Genomic DNA, 24159 nt, shown 5'->3' with positions numbered 1-24159 from the left:
GATTGCCGAACAAGATGAGTGCTCGTCGACCGACGAGCGAGCAATGAAAGCGCCGTAGGTCGGCACAGCAAACCCCCATTTTAGCTCAGCATTCACGTGCCTCCACCCAGGAACGCAGGTGACCCCGGTAACGTCTGAGCGATGACCGACGTCACCGAAACGGCCACTGCCCGCCCAGCCCTGCCCCTCGACCTCACCGGACGGACCGCACTGGTCACCGGGGGTAGTCGAGGCATCGGCCGCGCGATCGCCGCAGAACTGCTCGCGCGCGGTGCCAACGTGGCCATCACTGCGCGTAAGCGGGAACCGTTGCTGGCCGTCGCGGCGGAACTCGGCGACTCCGTACTCGCGCTGGACGGTAACGCGGGCGACCCGGAACATCGGCGCACCGCAGTGGACCGCACCGTCGAGACCTTCGGTTCGCTGGACATCCTGGTCAACAACACCGGTATCAACCCCGTCTACGGCTCGCTGATGGATGCCGACCTCGTCGGTGTCAGCAAGATCTTCGACACCAACGTCGTCGGCACGCTCGGCTTCGTGCAGAACGCGTTCCATGCGTGGATGGGAGAACACGGCGGTGCGGTCGTCAACATCGCCAGCGTCGCAGGCATCCGCTCCACCGGAGTCATTGCCGCGTACGGCGCATCCAAAGCTGCGTTGATTCGGCTCACCGAGGAGCTGGCATGGCAGCTCGGTCCGAAGATCCGCGTCAACGCGGTGGCGCCGGGCGTGGTGAAGACCAAGTTCGCCGAGGCGTTGTTCGCCGGCGGCGAAGAAGCAGCAGCGGCCGGCTACCCGATGAAGCGACTCGGTACCCCCGAGGACGTGGCATCGCTCGTCGCGTTCCTGGTCTCGGACGCGTCCTCGTGGATCACCGGCGAGACGGTGCGCGTCGACGGTGGCCTGCTCGCCACCGGCGGAATGTGAGCGACCTGTCGGCCGACGTCGCCGTGATCGGGCTGGGACCGGCGGGTCGCGCGATCGCCCACCGCTGCGCGGCCGCGGGTATGGACGTTCTCGCACTCGATCCGCACCCGTCCAGAACCTGGACGCCGACCTACTCGGCATGGGCGGACGAATTGCCGTCATGGCTCTCGGAGTCCGCAATCGCCTCGACTGCACGCAGGCCCGCAGTGTGGACCGATCGGCATCGCGTCATCGACCGGACGTACTGCGTGCTCGACACCCATGCCCTGCAAGCCTCGCTGTCTCTCGACCTCGTACGAGTGCACGCGGGCACCGCAGTCGACGTCACCGGCACCCGCGTCACCACCGTCGACGGGACGGTCGTCACGGCTCGCCACGTCGTCGATGCGCGAGGAACGCTCGACTCGCGTGATCTGGCGCAACAGACCGCATACGGAATCGTCGTCGAGCGGGAACGCGCCGAGCCCATTCTGGAAGGCTCCGACGCCTGGTTCATGGATTGGCGTACCGACAACGGCGTACGACCCGGTGACGCTCCGAGTTTTCTCTATGCCGTCGCACTCGACGACCACCGCGTTCTGCTCGAAGAAACGTGCCTGGTCGGCAGGCCTGCCCTCCACCTCGATGTACTCCGGACTCGTCTGCATCATCGTCTCGCCCGACGCGATCTCGTGCCGACCGGGACCGAGGACGTCGAGCGGGTGCGCTTTTCGGTCGAACCTCCGCCGCGCTCACGGCTGCACACCCCACGAAGCGGTCCCGTCTTGTTCGGGTCGCGGTCGAATCTGATGCATCCGGCGACGGGATACAGCGTCGCCGCGTCGTTGGCGTCTGCCGATCACCTGGTCGACGGACTTCGCACCGGCAAGCCGGGGAGCCGACGTGCACTCCACACCTGGACGGTGCAGAAGCTACGCAATCTCGGTCTGCGCACTGCGTTGAGCCTCGAGCCGGAGATGGTTCCGCAGTTCTTCGCCAGCTTCTTCTCGCTGCCGGTCGAACTGCAACGCTCCTACCTGTCCGGCCACGACGACGCCATGGGGACCATGACCGCAATGCTGAGAATGTTCCCTACACTTCCGGTCTCGGCCAGGCTCGCTATCGCGCGCACCGTCGTCCACGCTCCGAGACGCGGCTGAGTTTCTCGGCAACGGTCGACACACAGGCGCCCGGTCGGCGATCATGAACACATGCGCAGCATTTGGAAAGGCTCGATCGCCTTCGGACTCGTCAACGTTCCGGTGAAGGTCTACTCGGCCACCGAGCAACACGACATCCGGTTTCATCAAGTGCACGCAAAGGACGGCGGACGAATCAAGTACGACCGCATCTGCCAGGAATGCGGAAAATCGGTCCAGTTCGCCGACATCGACAAGGCGTACGACTCGCCCGACGGCGAGCGCGTGATCCTCACCGACGACGACTTCGACAAACTCCCCGCTGCCGAGAAGCACGAGATCCCCGTTCTCGAATTCGTTCCGACCGAGCAGATCGATCCGATCCTCTACGACAAGAGTTACTTCCTGGAGCCCGACTCGTCGTCGCCCAAGGCGTACGTACTGCTGCGAGAGACGCTGGAAGAAACCGAACGCACCGCGCTGGTCCATTTCACGCTGCGACAGAAGACGCGGCTGGCCGCCTTGCGGGTCCGTGACAACGTGCTGGTCATCCAGACTCTGCTGTGGCCGGACGAGGTACGAGCCGCAGAATTTCCGTCGCTCGACGACGCCCCGTCGGCGCGCCCGCAAGAAGTGAAGATGGCGACGTCGCTCGTCGAGAGCATGTCCTCGGAATTCGATCCGACGGAGTACACCGACGACTACCAGATCGAACTGCGCAAACTGATCGACGAGACACTGGCGAACGGTGGCGAGAAGGTCATCCACACCGAGGCCGAGTCACAGGACGACGGCGAGGACGCGGAGGTCGTGGATCTGGTCGCCGCCCTCCAGCGCAGCGTCGAGGCCGCGGGAAAGAACGCGAAGTCGGGGTCCGATTCGTCGACATCATCATCGTCGAAATCTTCGTCGTCGAAGACACCGGCCAAGAAGACCGCTGCCAAGAAGACCACTGCGCGGAAGACCCCGGCAAAAAAGGCTCCGGCCAAGAAGGCCGCAGCAAAGAAGGCTGCCCCGTCGACCGACGAAGCGAAGGGTGCGTGACGGGGCAGCCGGACCGGACCGTCAGACGGTGAAGCCGAGGGCCCGAAGCTGCTCGCGTCCGTCGTCGGTGATCTTGTCCGGTCCCCACGGCGGCATCCAGACCCAGTTGATCTTGAGGTCGGCGGCGAGCCCACTGCGCACGAGCGCACCACGGGCCTGATCCTCGATGACGTCCGTCAACGGGCAGGCCGCCGATGTCAGTGTCATGTCGACGGTGACGATGTCCTCGGCGTCGATCTTGATGTCGTAGACCAAACCGAGATCGACGACGTTGATTCCCAGCTCGGGGTCGACGACGTCGCGCATCGCTTCTTCGAGGTCCTCGAGTACCTTGATCTCGTCGGCGGTGAGTTCCACCGGCGTCGTCGTCACAGCCGGTGTGGTCTCTGTTGCGTCGGTCATGATTGCTGTCCTCCGGAAAGTGCCGACTGGGCGGTCCCGCCCGTCGTAGCTGTCGTATCTGCGTCCACTACTTGAACAACCGCATCCTTGAAAGCCATCCAACCCAGCAAGGCGCATTTCACGCGAGCCGGATACTTGGCCACACCGGCGAACGCAATGCCGTCGCCGATGACGTCTTCGTCTCCCTCGACGGTACCTCTGCTGCCGACCATCTCGCTGAACGAATCCACGGTCTTCAGGGCGTCCTGAACTGACAAGCCGACCACCTGATCGGTCAGCACCGACGTGGAGGCTTGGCTGATCGAGCAACCCTGGCCGTCGTACGAGACGTCCGCAACGGTGCCGTTGTCGACGTGAACCCGCAGAGTCACCTCGTCGCCGCAGGTGGGATTGACGTGGTGCACCTCCGCACCGAACGGCTCGCGCAGTCCACGACCGTGCGGATGCTTGTAGTGATCGAGGATCACTTCCTGGTACATCTGTTCCATTCGCATCAGGCGTGTCCCTCCTCACCGTTGCGGTCGGTGCCGAAGAACGATTGCGCGCGACGAATCGCGTTCGCGAGCACCTGCACTTCCTCGACCGTGTTGTACAACGCGAAGGACGCCCGCGCGGTCGCTGCCACTCCGAAGCGCCGATGCAGTGGCCACGCGCAATGATGACCGACGCGAATGGCGACGCCTTCGTCGTCGAGAATCTGCCCCAGGTCGTGTGCGTGGATACCGTCGACGACGAACGACACTGCCGAACCTCGATCGACGTTCTCCGTCGGACCGATGACTCTAACGCCGTCGATCTTTGCGAACTCGGCGAGAGTCGCTGCGACCAAGGTCTTTTCGTGAGCTGCCACGGCGTCGATACCGATGTTGTCGAGGTACCGCACGGCGGCACCGAGCCCGATGACCTGCGACGTCATGGGCACACCGGCCTCGAAGCGTTGCGGCGGAGGAGCGAACGTCGTCTTCTCCATCGTGACCGTTTCGATCATCGATCCGCCGGTGATGAACGGCGGCATCGCATCGAGCAGCGCGGCCTTGCCGTACAACACTCCGACACCCGAGGGTCCCAGCATCTTGTGGCCGGAGAACGCTGCGTAGTCGACATCGAGGTCGTGGAAATCGACCTTCATATGGGGCACGGATTGGCACGCGTCGAGAACGACGAGCGCGCCGACAGCTCGGGCGCGACGCACCAACTCCTCGACGGGAGCGACGGCACCGGTCACGTTCGACTGGTGGGTGAACGCGACGACCTTCACCGCGGACGACAATTCCAGCGAGTCGAGGTCGATTCGACCGTCGTCGGTCAATCCGTACCACCGCAGAGTTGCGCCGGTACGGGCCGCAAGCTCTTGCCACGGAACGAGATTGGCGTGGTGTTCGAGTTCGGTGACGACGATCTCGTCACCGGGTCCGAGATGACGATCGAAGCGCTGATCGGCCAACACGTACGTCACGAGGTTGAGCGACTCGGTTGCGTTCTTGGTGAAGACGATCTCGTCGACGTCTGCACCGACGAACGCGGCGATATCCGCCCTGGCTCCCTCGTACGCGTCGGTGGCTTCCTCGGCCAGCTGGTGCGCCCCGCGGTGCACCGCCGCGTTACAGGTGGTGAGGAACTCGCGTTCGGCGTCGAGCACCTGCACCGGCCGCTGCGAGGTTGCGCCGGAATCCAGATACACCAACGGCTTTCCGTCGCGGACGGTGCGCGAGAGGATAGGAAAATCGCGGCGAACGGTAGCGACATCGAACGATGTCGCTACCGCCACAGCTGCCGGTGCAGCCATACTCATGCTCCGGTGGTCGCGGCCTGCGTGTAGCCGGCGTAGCCGTTGGCCTCGAGCTCGTCGGCCAGCTCGGCGCCGCCGGACTTGACGATCTCACCGTTGACGAAGACGTGCACGAAGTCGGGCTTGATGTAGCGAAGAATGCGGGTGTAGTGCGTGATCAGCAGCACTCCCCCGTCTTCACGCTCCTTGTACTTGTTCACGCCCTCGGACACCACGCGCAAAGCGTCGACGTCGAGGCCGGAATCGGTCTCGTCGAGGATGGCGATCTTCGGCTTGAGTAGTCCCAGCTGCAGGATCTCGTGACGCTTCTTCTCGCCGCCGGAGAAACCCTCGTTGACGTTGCGCTCGAGGAAGTTCGCCTCGATTTCGAGCTCGCTCATGGCGGTCTTGGCTTCCTTGACCCAGTGCCGCAGCTTGGGGGCTTCGCCGCGCACGGCGGTGGCGGCGGTGCGCAGGAAGTTCGACATCGACACTCCGGGCACCTCCACCGGGTACTGCATCGCCAGGAACAGACCTGCGCGGGCGCGCTCGTCGACGCTCATCTCGAGAACGTCTTCACCGTCGAGGGTGATGGTGCCGGAGGTGACGGTGTACTTCGGGTGGCCGGCAATGGCGTACGACAAGGTGGACTTGCCGGAGCCGTTGGGCCCCATGATCGCGTGCGTCTCGCCGGACTTCACGGTCAGATCGACACCTTTGAGGATGTCGATCGGCTCGGCGGACGAGTCGGTGTTGGCGACGCTGACGTGCAGATCGCGGATTTCGAGTGTGGACATCAAAGTTCCTTTGTGCAGTCGAGAAAGGTTCGGTTGGGCCTACGCGCCGACGACGGCGAGCTCGGTCTCGATGGCAGCATCGAGACGCTCGCGTACGGCGGGGACCGGAATCTTGTCGATGATTTCGTGGAAGAAGCCGCGGACCACCAGTCGACGGGCCACCTCCTCCGAGATGCCGCGAGCACGCAGGTAGAACAGCTGCTCGTCGTCGAATCGGCCGGTAGCACTGGCGTGCCCTGCTCCGACGATCTCGCCGGTTTCGATTTCCAGGTTCGGTACCGAATCGGCGCGAGCGCCGTCGGTGAGCACGAGATTTCGGTTCAGTTCGTACGTCTCGGTGCCCTCGGCCTCGGCGCGAATGAGAACGTCGCCGATCCATACGGTGTGTGCGTCGACGGTGCCGGGTCCGGTTTCACCCTGGAGCGCGCCCTTGTACATCACGTTCGACTTGCAATGCGGAGCCGAATGGTCGACGAGCAGTCGCTGCTCGAGGTGCTGACCGGCGTCGGCGAAGTACACACCGAGCATGTTCGCGTCACCGCCGGGCGCGCTGTAGCGCACGGTCGGGCTGATGCGCACCAAGTCGCCGCCGAGGCTGACGTTGTAGTGGCGCAACACCGAGTCACGTCCGAGCAGGGCGTGGTGGGCGGCCACGTGCACCGCGTCCGACTGCCAGTCCTGGATCAGCACGACGTGCAACTGCGAGCTGTCACCCAGCACGAACTCGACGTTCTCGGCGTACGTGCCGCTGCCGCGCTGATCGATCACAACGGTGGCGCGAGCAAACGTGCCGAGGCGAATCTGCACGTGTCCGTAGGCGACGTGGTCGACGCCCGGTCCGTCGATCGTGATCTCGATCGGCTCCGTTACCTCGACCTCGTTGGGAACACTGACGATCGTGGCCTCGGTGAAGGCCGAATATGCCTGTGCGGCAATCCGGTCGGCAGGCACGCCGGCCTTCCCGAGTCGATCGTCGTCGCGTCCCACGGTCTCCACGACCACCTGGTCTGCAGCCCCGACGGTGACCTGAGCGGTCCCGTCGGCGACTGCCGAACCGTCGTGCAGGCCGCGAAGGCGACGCAGCGGCGTGAAGCGCCACAGTTCGTCGCGGCCCGACGGCACCTCGAACGCGTTCACGTCGTACGACGTGAATTGAGCGCCCTTGTTGGCGACGAGCTTCGACTTGTCTTCCTTGGCGGAATCGGGGTTCTCGGATGCCACGGCACCCATGACTCCGGTGAGGGGGTTGTTCACTTATCCGACCGACCCTTCCATCTGCAACTCGATGAGCCGGTTGAGCTCGAGCGCGTACTCCATCGGCAGTTCGCGAGCAATGGGCTCGACGAATCCGCGGACGACCATGGCCATCGCTTCGTCCTCGGTCATGCCGCGACTCATCAGGTAGAACAACTGATCGTCGCTGACCTTCGAGACAGTGGCCTCGTGACCCATCGACACGTCGTCCTCACGGATGTCGACGTACGGGTAGGTGTCGGACCGACTGATCGTGTCGACCAGCAGGGCGTCGCACTTGACCGTCGAACGAGAGCCGTGCGCGCCCTTGTTGATCTGGATCAGACCGCGGTAGGACGTCCGTCCACCGCCACGGGCGACGGACTTGCTGACGATGTTCGACGACGTGTGCGGTGCCAGGTGCAGCATCTTGGAACCGGTGTCCTGGTGCTGATCGGGCCCTGCGAACGCGACCGAGAGAACCTCGCCCTTGGCGTATTCGCCGGTCATCCACACAGCCGGGTACTTCATGGTGACCTTGGAGCCGATGTTGCCGTCGACCCACTCCATCGTTGCGCCTGCTTCTGCCTTGGCGCGCTTGGTGACCAGGTTGTAGACGTTGTTCGACCAGTTCTGAATGGTCGTGTACCGGCAACGACCACCCTTCTTGACGATGATCTCGACCACGGCGGAGTGCAGCGAATCGGACTTGTAGATCGGCGCGGTGCAGCCCTCGACGTAGTGCACGTAGGCACCCTCGTCGACGATGATCAGCGTGCGCTCGAACTGGCCCATGTTCTCGGTGTTGATCCGGAAGTAGGCCTGCAGCGGGATGTCGACGTGCACGCCCGGCGGGATGTAGATGAACGATCCACCGGACCACACTGCGGTGTTCAACGCAGAGAACTTGTTGTCGCCTGCCGGAATGACGGTGCCGAAGTACTCGCGGAACAGCTCCGGCTGCTCTTTGAGTGCGGTGTCGGTGTCGAGGAACAACACACCCTGCGCCTCGAGGTCCTCACGGATCGAGTGGTAGACGACCTCGGACTCGTACTGAGCGGCGACACCGGAGACGAGGCGCTGCTTCTCGGCCTCGGGGATGCCGAGCTTGTCGTACGTGTTCTTGATGTCCTCGGGCAGGTCGTCCCACGTAGCGGCCTGCTTCTCGCTGGACCGCACGAAGTACTTGATGTTGTCGAAGTCGATGCCGTCCAGGTCGGAACCCCAGTTGGGCATGGGCTTGCGGTCGAAGGTCTTGAGAGCCTTCAGACGGGCTTCGAGCATCCACTCGGGCTCGCTCTTCTTGGCCGAGATGTCACGGACGACAGCCTCGGACAAGCCGCGCTTGGCGCTCGCGCCGGCCACGTCGGAATCGGCCCAGCCGTATCCGTAGGTGCCGAGCGATGCGATGGTCTCGTCCTGAGTCAGCGGCGCGGCGGGTGTCACCTGGTCTGGTGTGACGGTCATGCGGGCTCCTTCCGGAGGCGTGTGCGTTCTCCGACACGGGGCTGCGTGTCGGACGTCATCTTGTGTGAACTATCTGTCGATACGTCGGTATCGGATCGACCGCTCCTCGATCGCGTCGAGGTGAGCGGTACGTGTGTGGTGCAAGCGCAGTTGCCGTTCGCAATGGTGGCAAGACGCTGCACATGCGTGCCGAGGATCTCGGCGAACGCTGCTTGTTCGGCCTCGCACAGTTCGGGAAACTCTGCTGCGACGTGCGACACCGGGCAATGGTGTTGGCAGATCTGCACTCCGTTGCCGACTTGCCGCGTGGTGGCCGAGAATCCCGCCGCACTGAACGCGTCGGCAATTCTTCCCGCCGCCGTTTCCACGGCATGTGCGTCGGAACCGGTCGCGGGTTCGACGTCGGCAACGATGGTGTTGACGCGTTGCCGCGCGAACGTCTCGATGGCGTCGTTGCCACCGATCTTGCGCAGCTGCCGCATGGCGGCTCCGGCCAGATCGTCGTAGGTGTGGCCCAGCCGATTGCGGCCGGCTGCGGTGAGCTGGAAATGCTTGGCCGGTCGCCCGCGTCCACGCTGACGTGCTCCGGCCGGGGTGGTGATCCTGGCCTCGCCTGCATCGATGAGCGCATCGAGGTGGCGCCGGACACCGGCCGCGCTCAATCCAAGGCGAGTGCCGATATCGGACGCGGTGATGGGGCCCTCTTCGAGCAGTAGGGTGACCACTGCGCCCCGCGTCTGCCCCTCGGGGGCCGATGCCGGTCGCACCGACGACGCGCCTGCTCCGGCGGTCGATGGATCGACGCTTTCCGGACGCACGAGCGAGCTCTCGGTTGTTTTCACAACACCAGTGTGACGGAATTGTTTCACCTGGTCCAGCAAGGGTGCCCTATCCCTCAGGTGAATCCGAGCCGAGCTACGCAGGCCGCGGAGTCCGGAGGACCGGGTGAATCGCGCTATTGCACACAGCTACGCTCCCACTGTGCCATCGACCGAGAGTGAGCAGAGTTCCGAGAACTCGCCTTCCGCGACCGGTGCCAGCTCGTCCCCCGATCCCGAGAACCCCGAATCCGCGCGCGGCACGCTGCTGCACAGGATGATTCTCACCCCTGCTCGGCGCGTGTTCGGCCTGGAACCGACCCCACCGGGTGCCGGTGTCGCCACGTTGCACGGCGACGAGCCGGAGGCACCCGGTCTCGATCCCGCCGAGACCGTTCAACTACGCAACATTCGCCGTTTCGGAGCCGCGGGCGCGCTGCTGATGGCGATCGGCGCGCTCGGCGCGGGTGCGCAGCCGGTACTGCAGAACCCGATCGCGGGCGTCCGGTTACTGAGCCTGCCGTCGCGCATGGCCACGTCGGCTCTGACGGTGACCATGACGGGAACCGTCGTCGTGGTCCTCGCGTGGCTACTGCTCGGCAGGTTCGCGCTGGGGCGGACGCGATCGGGCGCGACTCCCCGCCGCCTGTCCCGATCGCAGATGGACCGAACTCTGCTGCTGTGGATCCTGCCGCTGAGCGTCGCACCGCCTATGTTCTCGCGCGACGTCTACTCCTACCTGGCCCAGAGCGAGATCACGGCCCGCGGTCTCGACCCCTACGAGATCGGCCCCGTGGATGCACTGGGGGCCGACAACGTCCTGACCCGGACGGTGCCCAACATCTGGCGAGAGACTCCGGCACCCTACGGTCCGCTGTTCCTGTGGATGGGGCGCGGGATCACGTACTTGACCGGCGAGAACATCGTCGCCGGCATCTTCCTGCACCGACTGCTCGCCTTGGCGGGAGTCGCGCTGATCGTCTGGGCGCTGCCGCGTCTCGCACGCCGTTGCGGGGTCGCGTCGGTCACGGCACTGTGGCTCGGTGCAGCGAATCCGCTGTTGCTGTTCCACCTGGTCGCCGGAATTCACAACGAGGCCCTGATGATCGGTCTCATGCTCGCGGGTACCGAACTGGCGCTGCGTGCGATCGAGCGCCCGGGTGCGTTGCGCAGCACCGATATCGCGTTCCTCGTCGGCGGAGCGGGTGTGATCGCACTCTCGTCGACGATCAAGATCCCGTCGCTGATAGCGCTGGGGTTCGTCGGCATGGCGCTGTCGAGACGGTGGGGCGGCACTCTGAGATCGGTCGTCTACGCTGCGCTGCTGCTCGGCACGATCGCCGTTGCCGTCCAAGTCGCCGTGAGCCTGGGTAGCGGACTCGGATTCGGTTGGATCCACACTCTGGGTACCGCGGGGGTGGTGCGCAGCTGGATGTCGATTCCCACGATTCTCGGCCTGGCTACCGGATTCGTCGGCGTGCTGCTCGGCCTCGGCGATCACACCACCGCTGTGTTGAGTCTCACTCGGCCGATCGCAGCCGTCGTCGCCGGCGTCATCGTCATCCGCATGCTGGTCGCTGTTCTGAGGGGCCGACTGCACTCGGTGGGAGCGCTGGGGGTGGCGCTGGGAGCAGTGGTTCTGCTGTTCCCGGTAGTCCAGCCCTGGTACCTGCTGTGGGCGGTGATTCCGCTGGCCGCATGGGCCACCACTCCGTCCTTCCGGCGTCCCGCCATTGCCTTCTCGTCTCTGGTCAGCGTGATCCTCATGCCGAACGGCAGCGAATACCAGCCGTTCCAGATCGTGCAGGCCGCAGTGATGACCATCCTGACCATCGTCGTGTTGTATCTGCTGACACGGAACCGGCTGCCGTGGCCCACGCGCATCGGACCACCGGCACCCGAGCGGCACACCGACGAATACGCTGAGTCCTCGTGATCTCCGGGACGTCGAATGCGGCGCAACCTGTCGTGCAGTTGACCGACGTGCGCAAGTCCTACGACGGCACCACCGCCGTCGACGGACTGAGCCTGAGCATCGGTGCGGGTGAAGTTCTCGCGCTGCTCGGCCCGAACGGAGCCGGAAAGACCACCACCGTCGAGATGTGCGAAGGCTTCGTCGTACCCGACAGCGGCACGGTCAGAATTCTCGGCCTCGACCCCATCGCCGAGTCCGCCCAGCTCCGACCCCGCATCGGCGTCATGCTGCAGGGAGGCGGTGCCTACCCGGGGTCCAAGGCAGGCGAAATGCTCGAGCTCGTCGCCTCGTACTCGGCCGACCCTCTCGACACGACGTGGCTGCTCGACTGTCTGGGCCTGACCTCGGCGGTCCGCACACCCTATCGGCGGTTGTCCGGTGGCCAGCAGCAGCGACTGGCGTTGGCCTGTGCCATCGTCGGCCGCCCCGAGTTGGTGTTTCTCGACGAACCGACAGCCGGACTCGACGCCCAGGCCCGACTGCTGGTGTGGGAATTGATCGACGCACTTCGACGCGACGGCGTCGGCGTTCTACTGACCACACATCTGATGGACGAGGCCGAGCAGCTGGCGGATCGGTTGACGATCATCGACAACGGCCGCATCGTCGCCTCCGGATCCCCGTCCGAGCTCACCAAGCAGGGAGCCGAGGGACAGCTGCGCTTCTCCGCTCCCCCAGGTCTCGATCTGTCCCTGCTCGACGCGGCCCTGCCCTCCGGTTACGTACCGTCGGAGACGTCACCGGGGTCGTACGTGGTCACCGGAGTGATCGAACCGCAGATCCTGGTGGTCGTCACCTCCTGGTGCGCACAACAGAACGTGCTTGCGACGGAGTTGCAGGTCGATCAGCGGCGGCTCGAGGACGTCTTCCTCGAACTGACCGGCAGAGAATTGAGGATGTGACGGTGCGCAGAGAAGCCCGGCTCGCCGACAACCGTTTCGAGACAGGACTGTTCGCGCCGCGCCCACAGCCGGCGTCGGCCGCCCGGATGCTGTTCGCGCAGTCGCGTCTCGAGCTGAAGTTGTTGCTGCGCAACGGTGAGCAGCTGCTGTTGACGATGTTCATTCCGATCACGCTGCTGATCGGACTCACTCTGCTGCCGTTCGGTGAGCTCGGCGACGACCGCGTCGCGCGGGTCGTGCCGGCGGTGATGATGGTGGCCATCATGTCGACGGCATTCACCGGACAGGCGATCGCCGTCGGGTTCGATCGACGCTACGGCGCCCTCAAGAGACTCGGTGCCACGCCGCTCCCACGGTGGGGAATCATCGGCGGCAAGTCGGTAGCCGTCGTGATCGTGGTGATCATGCAGTCGGTTCTGCTGGGCTCGATCGGCGTCGCCCTCGGCTGGCGACCGAGTCCGGCAGGTCTGCTGCTGGGAGCGGTCGTCATCGCTTTGGGGACGGTCACGTTCGCCTCGATGGGGTTGCTACTCGGCGGCACCCTGCGGGCGGAGATCGTGTTGGCATTGGCCAACGTCGCCTGGTTCGTGATGCTCGGGATCGGCAGCGCGGTGTTCGTCGACGACCAGATTCCGCAGGGCCTGCAGATCGTCGCACGGATAGTCCCGTCCGGCGCACTCGGCGAGGCGCTCAACCGCGGTGTGGCCTCGTCGTTCGACCTCTTCGGGATCGCCGTGCTGCTCGTCTGGGCTGCGGTCTGCGGCACTCTTGCGGTCCGAACCTTCAAATTCACCTGAGCGAGGCTTTCCGCCGGTCGCTCTACCCAACGACGCTGTGTAGTTGATCGGCGTTTACCATCGTGGAGTGCCCTACCTCCTACGGAAGCTCTACGGCGTGTTCCTGCGCCTCGTGGCCTACCTGCCCCTGCCCTCGCTGCGGGTACAGCGGGTGCTGGCGTTCATCGCCATCCTCACCCAGGGCGGCATAGCCGTCACCGGTGCGGTGGTCCGAGTGACCGGCTCCGGGCTCGGGTGCCCCACCTGGCCACAGTGCTTCCCCGGAAGCTTCACGCCGGTCGGAGTATCCGAGGTTCCGGTGCTGCATCAGGCAGTCGAGTTCGGCAATCGACTGCTCACCTTCGTGGTGGTCATCGCCGCTGCGGCGGTCGTTCTCGCTGTCACTCGCGCGGCCCGGCGGCGCGAGGTGTTGCTCTTCGCGTGGTTCATGCCGCTGGGAACCGTCGTGCAGGCCGTCATCGGTGGCGTCACCGTGCTGACCGGCCTGCTGTGGTGGACAGTGGCCATTCACCTCGTGGTGTCGATGGCAATGGTCTGGCTGGCTACCCTGCTGTTCGTCAAGGTGGGTGAAACCGACGCCGCGCCGAAGTCGCTGCCCACCGTCCCCGCCGCGCTACGCGGGCTCACTGCCCTGTCCGGCGTCGCGCTGACCGGCGTACTGATCGCCGGGACGATGGTGACCGGTGCCGGCCCGCACGCCGGCGACAAGAGCATCGACGAGCCGGTACCGCGCCTGGGCATCGAGATCGTCACGCTGGTGCACGCCCACTCGCAATTCCTGGTCGGGTATCTCGCGCTGCTCGTCGGGCTCGGTTTCGCTCTGTACGCGGTCGGAGCGCCGACTGCCGTCAAGCAGCGGCTGCACGTTCTGGTGGCGATCGTGCTGGCCCAGTCCCTGATCGGCCTGGTGCAGTACTTCACGGGCGTTCCCGCAGTACTCGTCGCGTTCCACGTTGCCGGTGCCGGTGCCTGCACGGCTGCCACGGCTGCGCTGTGGGCATCGTGCAGAACACGCGGGCCTGCGGTTGCCGATCGGGAAGCCGACGTGGACAGGGTCGCCGCAGCGTCCTGAGGCCCGGCAGTCTTCGGGTGTCGGCTCCTCAGCCGGCTCGACACGCGCGTGTCCGAGCACAGCAGTTTCGAATCGCAGTGGAGGGGCAGCCGACCTCCCCCTCAGATGGCCGACTGCCCCTCCACTGATTTCGACGCATAGGACCGCGAGACGGTTCCCGTCGAGTCGAAAAAACTTTGCGACTCTCGTCCTACCCGACGATGGCCTGGTTGCGGGCCTTGGGGAACTTCTTCTGCCGAGCGACCCAGCCGGCCATCTTCTCGTAATGGCCCGGTGCCGGATTGACCGAACTGACCAGCTCGCGGTCCCACTCCGCCTCGGTCAGTTCGTCGAACCTGGCGACTATCGCGTGTGCGACCGCTGTGGACGGAACCACCTGGTCTCCGAGCACTCCGTCTGCGCCGACCAGCGTGAGCCGGGTTCCGGCCCGACCGATGGGTTGGATCACCACACTTGCCGAGTTGCCGTGATCGGCGAGAAAAGCCTTCACAGCCGCGAGAGTTCCCTTCGGAACCTCGTTGGACGTGTCCTTCTCGTTGCCCGCACTGTCGATTTCGGTAGCCATGCAGACACGATACCGAGGTCGTCCACCGTGGCGGCATCGGCCCGCCGAATCGCTACTGATCGGTAACTTGTCGCACCCGTCGTGGAAGCGTGCGTCCGCTCTCGAACTCACATCGCTCCCGTGTAGAACAGGGATATGCGTGCCATTCGAGTAGACAACACCGGCGGACCCGAGGTCATGGTCGTCGTGGACGTGCCCATTCCCGAGCCCGGACCGGGGCAGGTTCTCGTGCGCGTCGACGCCATCGGGATCAACTACATCGACACCTACTTCCGCCGCGGCCTGTATCCACGGTCCCTGCCCTACATCCCCGGCGACGAGGGTTCCGGAGTTGTCCACGAGGCCGGCCCTGACGTCACCGCGTTCGCTCCTGGGGACCGCATCGCCTGGGCGGCCGCGCCGGGTAGCTATGCCGAGTTCGTCGTCGTGGACGCCTCGTCCGCCATATCCGTTCCCGACGGCGTTCCGGCCGATCAGGCGGCGTCGGCGCTGCTCCAGGGCATGACTGCGCACTACCTGATCGAGTCCACCTACCCGGCGCGCAGCGGCGACACGGTCCTCGTGCACGCGGGCGCGGGAGGCGTCGGACTACTGCTGACCCAGATGGCGGTCGGAAAGGGGGTACGGGTCATCACGACGGTGTCCACCGATGCCAAAGCAGAGCGGTCGGCCCAGGCCGGTGCCGCCCACGTACTGCGGTACGACGACGACATTGCGGCCCAGGTTCGCGAGCTCACCGGCGGCGAGGGCGTCCATGCCGTCTACGACGGTGTCGGAGCCGACACGTTCGAGGCCAGTCTGGCGTCGCTGCGCATCAGAGGCACGCTGGCCCTGTTCGGTGCTGCGAGCGGACCGGTACCGCCGTTCGACCCACAACGGCTCAACGGGGCCGGATCGGTGTTTCTGACCAGACCCACGCTGGCGCATCACATACGGGACCGGGCCGAGCTCGAATGGCGTGCGGGCGATGTGTTCGAGGCGTTGTCGAGCGGCGCTCTGACGGTCGAGGTCGGCGCTCGCTACGCGCTCGAAGATGTCGCGCAGGCACATATGGACCTGGAAGGACGTAAGACGACCGGTTCGATCGTTCTCGTCCCCTGATCGGGTGCAGATGTGAGGAGGCGCTCGCTCAGGAGACCAGCTGGGCGAGCGTCTGCCAGCCGAGGACAGAGTCGACGGCGAGGCCGCAGAACACCAGCGCCAGGTATTCGTTGGACAGGATGAACAGTTTGAGAGGCTTGACCGGTGTTCCAGCCCGCACGCCTGCGTACAGGCGATGCGCCACGACGAGGAACCAAATTCCCGATGCCACCGCGATCACCGCGTAGACGACGCCGGAGCCCGGGGCCAGTGCCAACGTCGCAGCAACCGTGGCCCACGCGTAGAGCACGATGTGCTTGGTCACCTTGGTCTCCGACGCGACGGCAGGAAGCATCGGGACGTTGGCCGCCTGGTAGTCCTCCTTGTAGCGAAGCATCAAGGCCCAGGTGTGCGGCGGTGTCCACAGGAAGATGACGAGGAACATCACCAGCGCCTGCCAGCCGATCGTGCCGGTGACGGCGGACCAGCCGATCATGACCGGCATGCAGCCGGCGGCACCGCCCCACACCACGTTCTGCGAAGTTCGGCGCTTGAGCACCAGGGTGTAGACGAAGATGTAGAAGCAGATCGTGACGACGGCCAGCACGCCGCTGAGGAGGTTGGTCGTCGCCCAGAGCCAGAAGAACGAGAACACCCCGAGGACGAGACCGAACACCAGTGCGTGCGACACAGGCATCGCGCCGCGGGCCAACGGCCGCTTCTCGGTGCGCTTCATCACCTTGTCGATGTCTGCGTCGACCACCATGTTCAAGGTGTTCGCGCTCGCCGCGGCCAGCATTCCACCGAACAGTGTGGTGAGAATCAGCCACGGGTCCACGTGACCGCGATCTGCCAGCAGCATCGCGGGAATGGTCGTGACGAGAAGTAGTTCGATGACCCGAGGCTTCGTCAGCGCGACATAGGCCAGGAAGAGAGCCCACGCTCTGCGCGGCGCCGACGCCGGCGCGGCGTGTTCGGTGTCGCCCTGGTCGTCTGCTCCGAATCCGGGGCCGCCGGCGAAACCGTGTCCGCCCGGCTGCTGCCCAATTCGCACTGCGTCTCCTCGCACGACTGTCGTTCTCTGGCGCTCGGCCACTTGCCACGCGCCGTCGGGCACGCGGGTTCGTTCCTGGCGGCCGACCGATCCTGGGAGAACCCTCACGAGGACCTCGGCCACCGACGCGCACGCGGATGGTCCCGGTTCGGAAATTGCCCCCGGGAGCCGTCGAGCATGCGCCTACTACAGACGATGGTAGACGGCGGGGTTTGCACGTCCAATTCGCAGGGCACCCAAACCGAAGAACGATGCGGCGACGCCACACACGTTCGTGCTCCGACGGGGGAAGGCACGACAGTAGCGTCGGTCGGAACTAGGCTGGTGGGGGACGTCCTTCGGCATCGACTACGTTCGCGCCTCACGCAGGCGCTGTGCAGTTACCGCCGAGCGACGAATCCTCGGAGCCACAACTCGAACGAATGTCAGGAGATTTCTGCTCGTGTCGATCACAGACGATATTGACGTCCTCACCACGGCGCACCACCCCAGCGACTGGACGGACCTGGACACCCGGGCGGTCGACACCGTTCGTGTCCTGGCAGCGGACGCAGTGCAGAAGGTCGGCAACGGCCACCCCGGAACCGCGATGAGCTTGGCTCCCCTCGCGTACACCCTCTTCCAGCGCACCATGCGCCACGACCCCACCGACACCCACTGGATCGGCCGCGACCGGTTCGTACTGTCGTGCGGTCACTCGAGCCTCACCCTGTACTTGCAGCTCTACTTGGGCGGTTTCGGTCTCGAGCTCGCAGACATCGAAGCACTGCGGACCTACAAGTCCAAGACCCCGGGGCACCCCGAGTTCCGCCACACCGACGGCGTCGAGATCACCACCGGCCCACTCGGCCAGGGACTGGCATCCGCTGTGGGAATGGCAATGGCATCGCGCCGTGAACGCGGACTGTTCGATCCCGAACCTGCGCTCGGCGAGAGCCCGTTCGATCACTTCATCTATGTGATCGCCTCCGACGGCGACATCGAAGAGGGCGTCACGTCCGAGGCGTCGTCGCTCGCTGGCACCCAGCAGCTCGGCAACCTGATCCTGTTCTACGACGACAACAAGATCTCGATCGAGCACTCGACCGACATCGCCCTGTCCGAGAACACCGCCGCGCGGTACGAGGCCTACGGGTGGCACGTACAGGTCGTCGAGGGCGGCGAGAACGTCACCGCGATCGAGGACGCCATCGAGGCCGCCAAGGCCGTCACCGACAAGCCGTCGATCATCGTGCTGCGGACCATCATCGGGTTCCCGGCTCCGACGATGATGAACACCGGTGCCGTCCACGGTGCCGCGCTGGGCGACGACGAGGTCGCGAAGGTCAAGCAGGCCCTGGACTTCGACCCGGCCAAGACGTTCGAGGTCAGCGACGAGGTAATCGGCCACACTCGCAAGCTCCAGGAACGCGGCCGCGCGGCACACAACGAGTGGATGACGCAGTTCGAGTCCTGGGCAGCCCGTGAGCCCGAGCGCAAGCAGTTGCTCGACCGTCTTCAGCAGGGCACGCTGCCCGAGAACTGGACCGACGTGCTGCCCACGTGGGAGCCCGGCAGCAAGGCCGTCGCCACGCGTGCGGCGTCGGGCGAGGTCCTCAACGCCGTCGGACCCGTTCTTCCGGAACTGTGGGGCGGCTCGGCCGACCTCGCAGGCAGCAACAACACCACGATCAAGGGTGCGAAGTCCTTCGGCCCCACGTCGATCTCCACCGACGACTGGGACGCCGAGCCCTACGGCCGCACGCTGCACTTCGGTATCCGCGAGCACGCCATGGGTGCGATCCTGTCGGGCATCGTCATGCACGGTCCGACCCGCGCGTACGGCGGAACGTTCATGCAGTTCAGCGACTACATGCGGCCGTCGGTTCGCCTGGCGTCGCTGATGGACATCGATCCCATCTACGTATGGACCCACGACTCCATCGGCCTCGGCGAGGACGGCCCGACGCACCAGCCGGTCGAGCACCTCGCGGCCCTGCGTGCGATTCCCAACCTGTCTGTCGTACGCCCCGGTGACGCCAACGAGACGGCCTACGCCTGGCAGTCGGTGCTCGCCAGGTCGAGCAGCAGCGGGCCCGTCGGCCTGGCGCTGACGCGTCAGGGCATCCCGATCCTGGAAGGCACCAGCTTCGAGGGCGTCTCGAAGGGTGGCTACATCCTCTCCGAATCGTCGAAGGCCAGCCCTGACGTCGTCCTGATCGGCACCGGTTCCGAACTGCAGTACGCAGTGGAGGCCCAGAAACTGCTAGAGGCGCAGGGCATCGCGGCACGCGTGGTGTCGATGCCGTGTGTCGAGTGGTTCGAGAGCCAGGACCAGAACTACCGCGACCAGGTCATTCCGCCCACCGTCAAGGCGCGGGTGTCCATCGAGGCCGGCATCGCGATGCCGTGGTGGAAGATCGTCGGCGGTTTCGGCGAGATCATCTCGCTCGAGCACTACGGCGAATCTGCCGATGCGGCAACACTTTTCCGCGAGTTCGGCTTCACGGCCGACGCCGTCGTCGCGGCCGCGCAGCGCTCCATCACCAACGTGAAGGGATAACTCATGACCCAGAACAAAAACCTTGCCGAGCTGTCCGCCGCCGGAATTTCGGTCTGGCTGGACGACCTGTCCCGCGACCGCATTCGGTCGGGCAACCTCAAGGACCTGATCGACACCAAGAGCGTCGTCGGCGTGACGACCAACCCGTCGATCTTCCAGGCCGCATTGAGCAAGGGCGATGCTTACGACGAGCAGGTCACCAAGCTCGCCGGCGAAGGTGCCGATGTCGAGACCACGATTCGCACCGTCACCACCGACGACGTCCGTGAGGCGTGCGACATCCTCGTACCGCAGTACGAGGCCAGCGCGGGCGTCGACGGCCGCGTGTCGATCGAGGTCGACCCCCGCATGGCGCACGACGCGGACAAGACGTACGAGCAGGCCGTCGAACTCTGGAAGATCGTCGACCGTCCGAATCTCCTGATCAAGATTCCGGCAACCGAAGAAGGCATCCCCGCCATTGCCAAGGTGATCGGTGAGGGAATCAGCGTCAACGTGACCCTGATCTTCTCCGTCGAGCGCTACGAGCTGGTCATGAACGCGTACCTCGAGGGTCTCGAGGCCGCCCGCGCCGCCGGTCACGACCTCGACAAGATCCATTCCGTGGCGTCGTTCTTCGTGTCCCGCGTGGACAGCGAGATCGACTCCCGCCTGGACGCCATCGGCACCCCCGACGCCGAGGCCCTCAAGGGCAAGGCCGCGCTGGCCAATGCGCGCCTCGCGTACGTGGCGTACCAGCAGGTCTTCGAGGTGGCTCCTCGGTTCCGCGAACTCGCGGGCAACGGTGCACGTCCGCAGCGGCCACTGTGGGCTTCGACGGGCGTCAAGTCCGACGCCTACCCGGACACCATGTACGTCACCGAGCTCGTCTCTCCGAACACCGTGAACACGATGCCGGAGAAGACCATGGACGCGGTCGCAGACCACGGCGAGATCGTCGGCGACACCGTCTCGGGTAAGGGACCGGAGTCGCAGGAGATCTTCGACCGCATCTCCGCCCTGGGAATCGACCTCACCGACGTCTTCCTGACGTTGGAGAACGAGGGCGTCCAGAAGTTCGAGGCTGCGTGGAACGAGCTGCTCGAAGCTACCGAGGAGCAGCTCCGCCAAGCAGGTCAGAAGAGCTGACCTGTGCCCACCGCAGACACAGAAAACCTGAATTCCGCGGACTGGCGTAATCCACTTCGCGACGCGCGAGACAAGCGGCTCCCCCGCATCGCCGGGCCGTGCAGCATGGTCATCTTCGGGGTGACCGGTGACCTCGCGCGTAAGAAGCTCATGCCTGCGGTGTACGACCTGGCGAACCGGGGGCTCCTACCCCCCGGTTTCGCCCTGGTCGGCTTCGCTCGCCGTGAGTGGCAGAACCAGGATTTCGAGAAGATCGTGCACGACTCGGTACGCGATCATGCTCGAACTCCGTTCAGCGAAGAGGTGTGGAACACCCTTGCCGAGGGCTTCCGGTTCGTTCAGGGTTCGTTCGACGACGATGCCGCGTTCGACGAGTTGTCGCGGACTCTCACCGAGCTCGACGCCACCCGCGGCACCGGCGGAAACCATGCCTTCTACCTCTCGATCCCACCCGGCGCGTTCCCTGTTGTACTGCAACAACTTTCACGCTCCGGACTGGCCCAGGCGCAGGACGGCAACTGGCGACGCGTCGTCATCGAGAAGCCGTTCGGTCACGATTTGCAGAGCGCCAAGGAGCTCAACGCGATCGTGAACCGAGTGTTCCCCGAGGACACCGTCTTTCGGATCGATCACTACCTGGGCAAGGAGACGGTGCAGAACATTCTCGCGCTGCGCTTCGCCAACCAGTTGTTCGATCCGATCTGGAACGCGCACTATGTGGACCACGTGCAGATCACGATGGCCGAGGACATCGGATTGGGTGGCCGCGCAGGCTATTACGACGGAATCGGGGCAGCCCGCGACGTCATTCAGAACCATCTCCTCCAGTTGCTCGCGATCACTGCGATGGAGGAGCCGGTGAGTTTCAACCCCACCGAGCTGCAGTCCGAGAAGATCAAGGTGCTCTCGGCGACCAAGCTCGCCGAGCCGCTCGATCGCACGTCCGCCCGCGGGCAGTACTCCGCCGGGTGGCAGGGCAGCCAGAAAGTGAAGGGGCTCAAGGAGGAAGAGGGGTTCGACTCCGAGTCGAACACCGAAACCTACGCCGCCATCACCCTCGAGGTCGACACTCGGCGCTGGGGTGGAGTTCCGTTCTATCTGCGTACGGGAAAGGCGTTGGGCCGCAGAGTCACCGAGATCGCAATGGTGTTCAAGCGTGCCCCCCATCTGCCGTTCGACGCCACCATGACCGAGGAACTGGGGCAGAACGCACTGGTCATTCGAGTCCAGCCGGACGAGGGCGTCACGATGCGCTTCGGTTCCAAAGTTCCCGGGTCCAGCATGCAGGTGCGCGACGTCAGCATGGACTTCAGCTACGGCCAGGCGTTCACCGAGTCATCTCCCGAGGCGTACGAGCGACTGATACTCGACGTACTCCTGGGTGAGCCCTCACTGTTCCCGGTCAACGCCGAAGTGGAACTGTCGTGGAAGATTCTCGACCCGATTCTCGAGTACTGGGCCTCGGGCGGCACCGCCGAACCGTACGAGGCCGGCACCTGGGGTCCGTCCTCGGGTGACGAGATGATGCACCGCACCGGACGCGAATGGAGAAGGCCTTGATTGTCGACATTCCCGCCACCACGACGGCCGAGGTCGGCAAGAAGCTCGTCGAGGTTCGTGAAGCAGGTGGCGCGGTCACCATCGGCCGTGTACTGACCTTGATCGTCGCAAGCCGTGATGCGAGCAAGGCCGAACGGGCGATCGATGCCGCCAACGAGGCGAGCCGGGAACATCCCTGTCGCGTCATCGTCCTCATCCACGGTGATCGGTCCGCCGAGTCGAGTCTCGACGCCCAGATCCGCGTCGGTGGAGACGCCGGCGCGTCCGAGGTCGTCGTACTACGACTGAACGGCGAGCTCGCCGATCACGAACACAGCGTCGTCATTCCGTTCCTGCTGCCCGATACGCCGATCGTCGCCTGGTGGCCGGACGAGGCACCGACGGTACCGGCGAAGGATCCACTGGGCCGGTTGGCGATCAGGCGGATCACCGACGCCACCAATTCGTCGGATACCACCGCAGCGATCAAGGGACGGCTGAGCAGCTACACCGAGGGTGATACGGATCTGTCGTGGAGCCGAATCACCTACTGGCGCGGCCTGCTGGCGACTGCCCTCGATCAGGCACCGTTCGAGGCCGTCACCTCGGCCACCGTGTCGGGACTGGCAGCGGAGCCTGCACTCGACATTCTGGCCGGCTGGTTGGCGGCGAAGCTCGACGTGCCGGTCTACCGGCGAGCCGGCGAGCTCAAGGTCGAGCTGACCAGGGAGAACAGCAGTATTTCGCTGACCCGTCCGCAGACCGGAAAAACCGCCACACTGCGGCGTACCGGTCAGCCCGACGCTCAGGTTGCTCTGGCACGTCGCAACACCCGCGAGTGCCTGGCCGAGGAACTGCGGCGGCTCGATACGGACGAAATCTACGAACTCGCCCTCCACGGTCTGTCGAAAGTGAGCTATGAGTAATCAGTCGGTCCTCCGATACCTCGACGCACAAGGGCTGGTCGATGCCGCCCGCACTCGCTTCGTCGACGTTGTCGTCGCGGCGCAGGCCGAGCGCGGTGTCGCGTCGGTGGTGTTGACCGGAGGCGGGACAGGAATCGCCCTCCTCGAGGCATTGCGCGCGGATTCCGGGGCCATCGACTGGTCGCGGGTGGATATCTACTTCGGTGACGAGCGCTTTCTGCCCTCGGGCGACCCCGAGCGCAACGAGGTCCAGGCATCGGACGCGCTGCTGAAGCACGTGGACGTGCACCCGGATCGACTGTTCACGATGGCGACGTCGGACGGTGCCTACGGCTCCGACCCGGAAACGGCTGCGGCGGCGTACGCACAGACGCTGCACTCACGGGCCGACGACGGTCAATGCCCCGACTTCGACATCCACCTGTTGGGTATGGGCGGCGAGGGCCACATCAACTCGCTCTTCCCGCACACCGACGCGGTGCGCGAACAGCATCGCTTTGTCGTGGCCGTCGAGGACTCCCCCAAGCCGCCGCCGGTACGCATCACACTCACCCTGCCCGCCGTCCGGAGGGCGAAGCACGTGTGGTTGCTGGTGTCCGGTGCAGGGAAGGCCGAGGCCGTTGCCGCCGCCGTCGGCGGAGCAGCGTCCGACGACTGGCCGTCGGCCGGTGCCATCGGCGCGGAATCGACGGTCTGGTTCGTCGACGAGGCAGCGGCCTCACAGCTGGACCGGTGATCGGCTCGAGCCACAGCTGACAGCAGACGTACTGCGGCGTCGATTCAGGAGATTCACTCCCCTGAATCGACGCCGTAGTCGTTCGAACCGACGCCGTCCGAAGCACTGCCGTCCGAACCACGCATGGACTCGCCGTCGTCACCGAGTCCGCCTCGGAAGTCCGCATACCGCGATCGAGCGATCACCCGATACGCCGTCCCGTCCCGCCACGCGTCGAGAGTGTTTCTGCACGTCCTCATACCCGGTTGGACGCAGACTGTCGGCCA

Annotated in this window: 23 protein-coding genes; 13 read left to right on the top strand and 10 right to left on the bottom strand. The window is 65.2% G+C overall.

Going from position 1 to position 24159, the window contains the following annotated elements:
• Nucleotides 1-141 precede the first annotated feature (141 nt).
• From RFA01S_RS12130 to ku, 3 genes are read left to right on the top strand one after another with little or no spacing between them, the layout of a single operon-like run.
• Nucleotides 142-930 carry an SDR family oxidoreductase gene (locus tag RFA01S_RS12130; RefSeq protein WP_045841762.1) on the top strand — a complete coding sequence of 263 codons (789 nt, stop codon included), beginning with the start codon at nt 142-144 and terminating at the stop codon, nt 928-930.
• Entirely contained in the window at nt 927-2069 is a 1143-nt protein-coding gene (locus RFA01S_RS12125) for a lycopene cyclase family protein (RefSeq protein WP_032372455.1), read from the top strand. The genes RFA01S_RS12130 and RFA01S_RS12125 overlap by 4 nt, the downstream gene beginning before the upstream one ends.
• Before the next feature lie 51 nt (nt 2070-2120).
• A complete protein-coding gene (ku, locus tag RFA01S_RS12120; protein ID WP_032365768.1) occupies nt 2121-3092 on the top strand; it encodes a non-homologous end joining protein Ku in 972 nt (323 codons plus the stop codon).
• Nucleotides 3093-3113: 21 nt separating this feature from the next.
• On the opposite strand, the gene RFA01S_RS12115 is transcribed toward ku, so the two are convergent.
• The 7 genes from RFA01S_RS12115 to RFA01S_RS12085 are packed head-to-tail and all read right to left on the bottom strand — an operon-like array spanning nt 3114 to nt 9682.
• Nucleotides 3114-3494, bottom strand: coding sequence for a metal-sulfur cluster assembly factor (locus tag RFA01S_RS12115; protein ID WP_027497026.1), 381 nt, complete (start codon nt 3492-3494; stop codon nt 3114-3116).
• Nucleotides 3491-3988: a Fe-S cluster assembly sulfur transfer protein SufU gene (gene sufU, locus RFA01S_RS12110; protein WP_032372456.1), complete on the bottom strand. Its 498-nt coding sequence runs from the start codon at nt 3986-3988 to the stop codon at nt 3491-3493. The genes RFA01S_RS12115 and sufU overlap by 4 nt, the downstream gene beginning before the upstream one ends.
• Nucleotides 3988-5280: a cysteine desulfurase gene (locus tag RFA01S_RS12105; protein WP_032408273.1), complete on the bottom strand. Its 1293-nt coding sequence runs from the start codon at nt 5278-5280 to the stop codon at nt 3988-3990. Before RFA01S_RS12105 ends, sufU begins: the two co-directional genes overlap by 1 nt.
• 2 nt (nt 5281-5282) lie before the next feature.
• The gene (sufC, locus tag RFA01S_RS12100) at nt 5283-6059 is read right to left on the bottom strand and encodes a Fe-S cluster assembly ATPase SufC (protein WP_027497023.1); all 777 of its coding nucleotides are present in this window, start codon (nt 6057-6059) and stop codon (nt 5283-5285) included.
• A 39-nt stretch (nt 6060-6098) separates the two neighbouring features.
• Nucleotides 6099-7289: a Fe-S cluster assembly protein SufD gene (gene sufD / locus RFA01S_RS12095; protein ID WP_139278438.1), complete on the bottom strand. Its 1191-nt coding sequence runs from the start codon at nt 7287-7289 to the stop codon at nt 6099-6101.
• Between the two features lie 24 nt (nt 7290-7313).
• Nucleotides 7314-8759: a Fe-S cluster assembly protein SufB gene (sufB, locus tag RFA01S_RS12090; RefSeq protein WP_027497021.1), complete on the bottom strand. Its 1446-nt coding sequence runs from the start codon at nt 8757-8759 to the stop codon at nt 7314-7316.
• Nucleotides 8756-9682, bottom strand: coding sequence for a helix-turn-helix transcriptional regulator (locus tag RFA01S_RS12085; protein ID WP_371828217.1), 927 nt, complete (start codon nt 9680-9682; stop codon nt 8756-8758). The genes sufB and RFA01S_RS12085 overlap by 4 nt, the downstream gene beginning before the upstream one ends.
• A gap of 172 nt (nt 9683-9854) precedes the next feature.
• Between RFA01S_RS12085 and mptB the strand changes: the two genes are divergently transcribed.
• The 4 genes from mptB (at nt 9855) to RFA01S_RS12065 (ending at nt 14323) form a co-directional block, all read left to right on the top strand.
• Nucleotides 9855-11513 carry a polyprenol phosphomannose-dependent alpha 1,6 mannosyltransferase MptB gene (gene mptB / locus RFA01S_RS12080; RefSeq protein ID WP_230595128.1) on the top strand — a complete coding sequence of 553 codons (1659 nt, stop codon included), beginning with the start codon at nt 9855-9857 and terminating at the stop codon, nt 11511-11513.
• Nucleotides 11510-12454, top strand: a complete 945-nt coding sequence (locus RFA01S_RS12075) for an ABC transporter ATP-binding protein (protein ID WP_032372458.1) — start codon at nt 11510-11512, stop codon at nt 12452-12454. Before mptB ends, RFA01S_RS12075 begins: the two co-directional genes overlap by 4 nt.
• Entirely contained in the window at nt 12451-13251 is an 801-nt protein-coding gene (locus RFA01S_RS12070) for an ABC transporter permease (RefSeq protein WP_032372459.1), read from the top strand. Before RFA01S_RS12075 ends, RFA01S_RS12070 begins: the two co-directional genes overlap by 4 nt.
• 67 nt (nt 13252-13318) lie before the next feature.
• Nucleotides 13319-14323 carry a COX15/CtaA family protein gene (locus RFA01S_RS12065; protein ID WP_094622132.1) on the top strand — a complete coding sequence of 335 codons (1005 nt, stop codon included), beginning with the start codon at nt 13319-13321 and terminating at the stop codon, nt 14321-14323.
• Nucleotides 14324-14513: 190 nt separating this feature from the next.
• On the opposite strand, the gene RFA01S_RS12060 is transcribed toward RFA01S_RS12065, so the two are convergent.
• Nucleotides 14514-14888, bottom strand: coding sequence for a hypothetical protein (locus RFA01S_RS12060; RefSeq protein ID WP_027497017.1), 375 nt, complete (start codon nt 14886-14888; stop codon nt 14514-14516).
• Between the two features lie 135 nt (nt 14889-15023).
• On the opposite strand from RFA01S_RS12060, the gene RFA01S_RS12055 reads away from it, so the two are divergent.
• The gene (locus tag RFA01S_RS12055) at nt 15024-15989 is read left to right on the top strand and encodes a quinone oxidoreductase family protein (RefSeq protein ID WP_032372461.1); all 966 of its coding nucleotides are present in this window, start codon (nt 15024-15026) and stop codon (nt 15987-15989) included.
• 28 nt (nt 15990-16017) lie between these two features.
• On the opposite strand, the gene RFA01S_RS12050 is transcribed toward RFA01S_RS12055, so the two are convergent.
• A complete protein-coding gene (locus RFA01S_RS12050; protein ID WP_027497015.1) occupies nt 16018-17022 on the bottom strand; it encodes a heme o synthase in 1005 nt (334 codons plus the stop codon).
• Between the two features lie 442 nt (nt 17023-17464).
• Here RFA01S_RS12050 and tkt point away from each other — a divergent pair, with 442 nt between their 5' ends.
• From tkt to pgl, 5 genes are read left to right on the top strand one after another with little or no spacing between them, the layout of a single operon-like run.
• Nucleotides 17465-19564, top strand: coding sequence for a transketolase (tkt, locus tag RFA01S_RS12045; protein ID WP_032372782.1), 2100 nt, complete (start codon nt 17465-17467; stop codon nt 19562-19564).
• A gap of 3 nt (nt 19565-19567) precedes the next feature.
• Nucleotides 19568-20692 (top strand): transaldolase, encoded by a 1125-nt coding sequence (gene tal / locus RFA01S_RS12040; RefSeq protein WP_027497013.1) that lies wholly within the window; start codon nt 19568-19570, stop codon nt 20690-20692.
• A gap of 3 nt (nt 20693-20695) precedes the next feature.
• On the top strand, nt 20696-22252 hold the full coding sequence (gene zwf / locus RFA01S_RS12035; RefSeq protein WP_032372462.1) for a glucose-6-phosphate dehydrogenase: 1557 nt from the start codon (nt 20696-20698) through the stop codon (nt 22250-22252).
• Entirely contained in the window at nt 22249-23157 is a 909-nt protein-coding gene (gene opcA, locus RFA01S_RS12030) for a glucose-6-phosphate dehydrogenase assembly protein OpcA (protein WP_337588084.1), read from the top strand. The genes zwf and opcA overlap by 4 nt, the downstream gene beginning before the upstream one ends.
• Nucleotides 23150-23893 carry a 6-phosphogluconolactonase gene (gene pgl / locus RFA01S_RS12025; protein WP_027497010.1) on the top strand — a complete coding sequence of 248 codons (744 nt, stop codon included), beginning with the start codon at nt 23150-23152 and terminating at the stop codon, nt 23891-23893. Before opcA ends, pgl begins: the two co-directional genes overlap by 8 nt.
• A 53-nt stretch (nt 23894-23946) precedes the next feature.
• On the opposite strand, the gene RFA01S_RS27445 is transcribed toward pgl, so the two are convergent.
• Entirely contained in the window at nt 23947-24132 is a 186-nt protein-coding gene (locus RFA01S_RS27445; protein WP_139278435.1) for a hypothetical protein, read from the bottom strand.
• Nucleotides 24133-24159: the final 27 nt, after the last annotated feature.

The organism is Rhodococcoides fascians NBRC 12155 = LMG 3623 (assembly GCF_001894785.1).
GTDB lineage: Bacteria > Actinomycetota > Actinomycetes > Mycobacteriales > Mycobacteriaceae > Rhodococcoides > Rhodococcoides fascians.
The sequence above is the reverse complement of the archived record's forward strand: the minus strand, read 5'-3'. Positions and strand labels throughout refer to the sequence as shown.

Excerpts from the sequence above, each read along its gene's own strand:
- mptB (WP_230595128.1), top strand. The coding sequence starts at position 9,855 with ATGATTCTCACCCCTGCTCGGCGCGTGTTCGGCCTGGAACCGACCCCA.
- RFA01S_RS27445 (WP_139278435.1), bottom strand. The coding sequence starts at position 24,132 with ATGAGGACGTGCAGAAACACTCTCGACGCGTGGCGGGACGGGACGGCG.
- RFA01S_RS12105 (WP_032408273.1), bottom strand. The coding sequence starts at position 5,280 with ATGGCTGCACCGGCAGCTGTGGCGGTAGCGACATCGTTCGATGTCGCT.
- pgl (WP_027497010.1), top strand. The coding sequence starts at position 23,150 with ATGAGTAATCAGTCGGTCCTCCGATACCTCGACGCACAAGGGCTGGTC.
- sufD (WP_139278438.1), bottom strand. The coding sequence starts at position 7,289 with ATGGGTGCCGTGGCATCCGAGAACCCCGATTCCGCCAAGGAAGACAAG.
- tal (WP_027497013.1), top strand. The coding sequence starts at position 19,568 with ATGACCCAGAACAAAAACCTTGCCGAGCTGTCCGCCGCCGGAATTTCG.
- sufB (WP_027497021.1), bottom strand. The coding sequence starts at position 8,759 with ATGACCGTCACACCAGACCAGGTGACACCCGCCGCGCCGCTGACTCAG.
- sufC (WP_027497023.1), bottom strand. The coding sequence starts at position 6,059 with ATGTCCACACTCGAAATCCGCGATCTGCACGTCAGCGTCGCCAACACC.
- ku (WP_032365768.1), top strand. The coding sequence starts at position 2,121 with ATGCGCAGCATTTGGAAAGGCTCGATCGCCTTCGGACTCGTCAACGTT.
- RFA01S_RS12060 (WP_027497017.1), bottom strand. The coding sequence starts at position 14,888 with ATGGCTACCGAAATCGACAGTGCGGGCAACGAGAAGGACACGTCCAAC.
- sufU (WP_032372456.1), bottom strand. The coding sequence starts at position 3,988 with ATGCGAATGGAACAGATGTACCAGGAAGTGATCCTCGATCACTACAAG.
- RFA01S_RS12115 (WP_027497026.1), bottom strand. The coding sequence starts at position 3,494 with ATGACCGACGCAACAGAGACCACACCGGCTGTGACGACGACGCCGGTG.
- RFA01S_RS12055 (WP_032372461.1), top strand. The coding sequence starts at position 15,024 with ATGCGTGCCATTCGAGTAGACAACACCGGCGGACCCGAGGTCATGGTC.
- RFA01S_RS12130 (WP_045841762.1), top strand. The coding sequence starts at position 142 with ATGACCGACGTCACCGAAACGGCCACTGCCCGCCCAGCCCTGCCCCTC.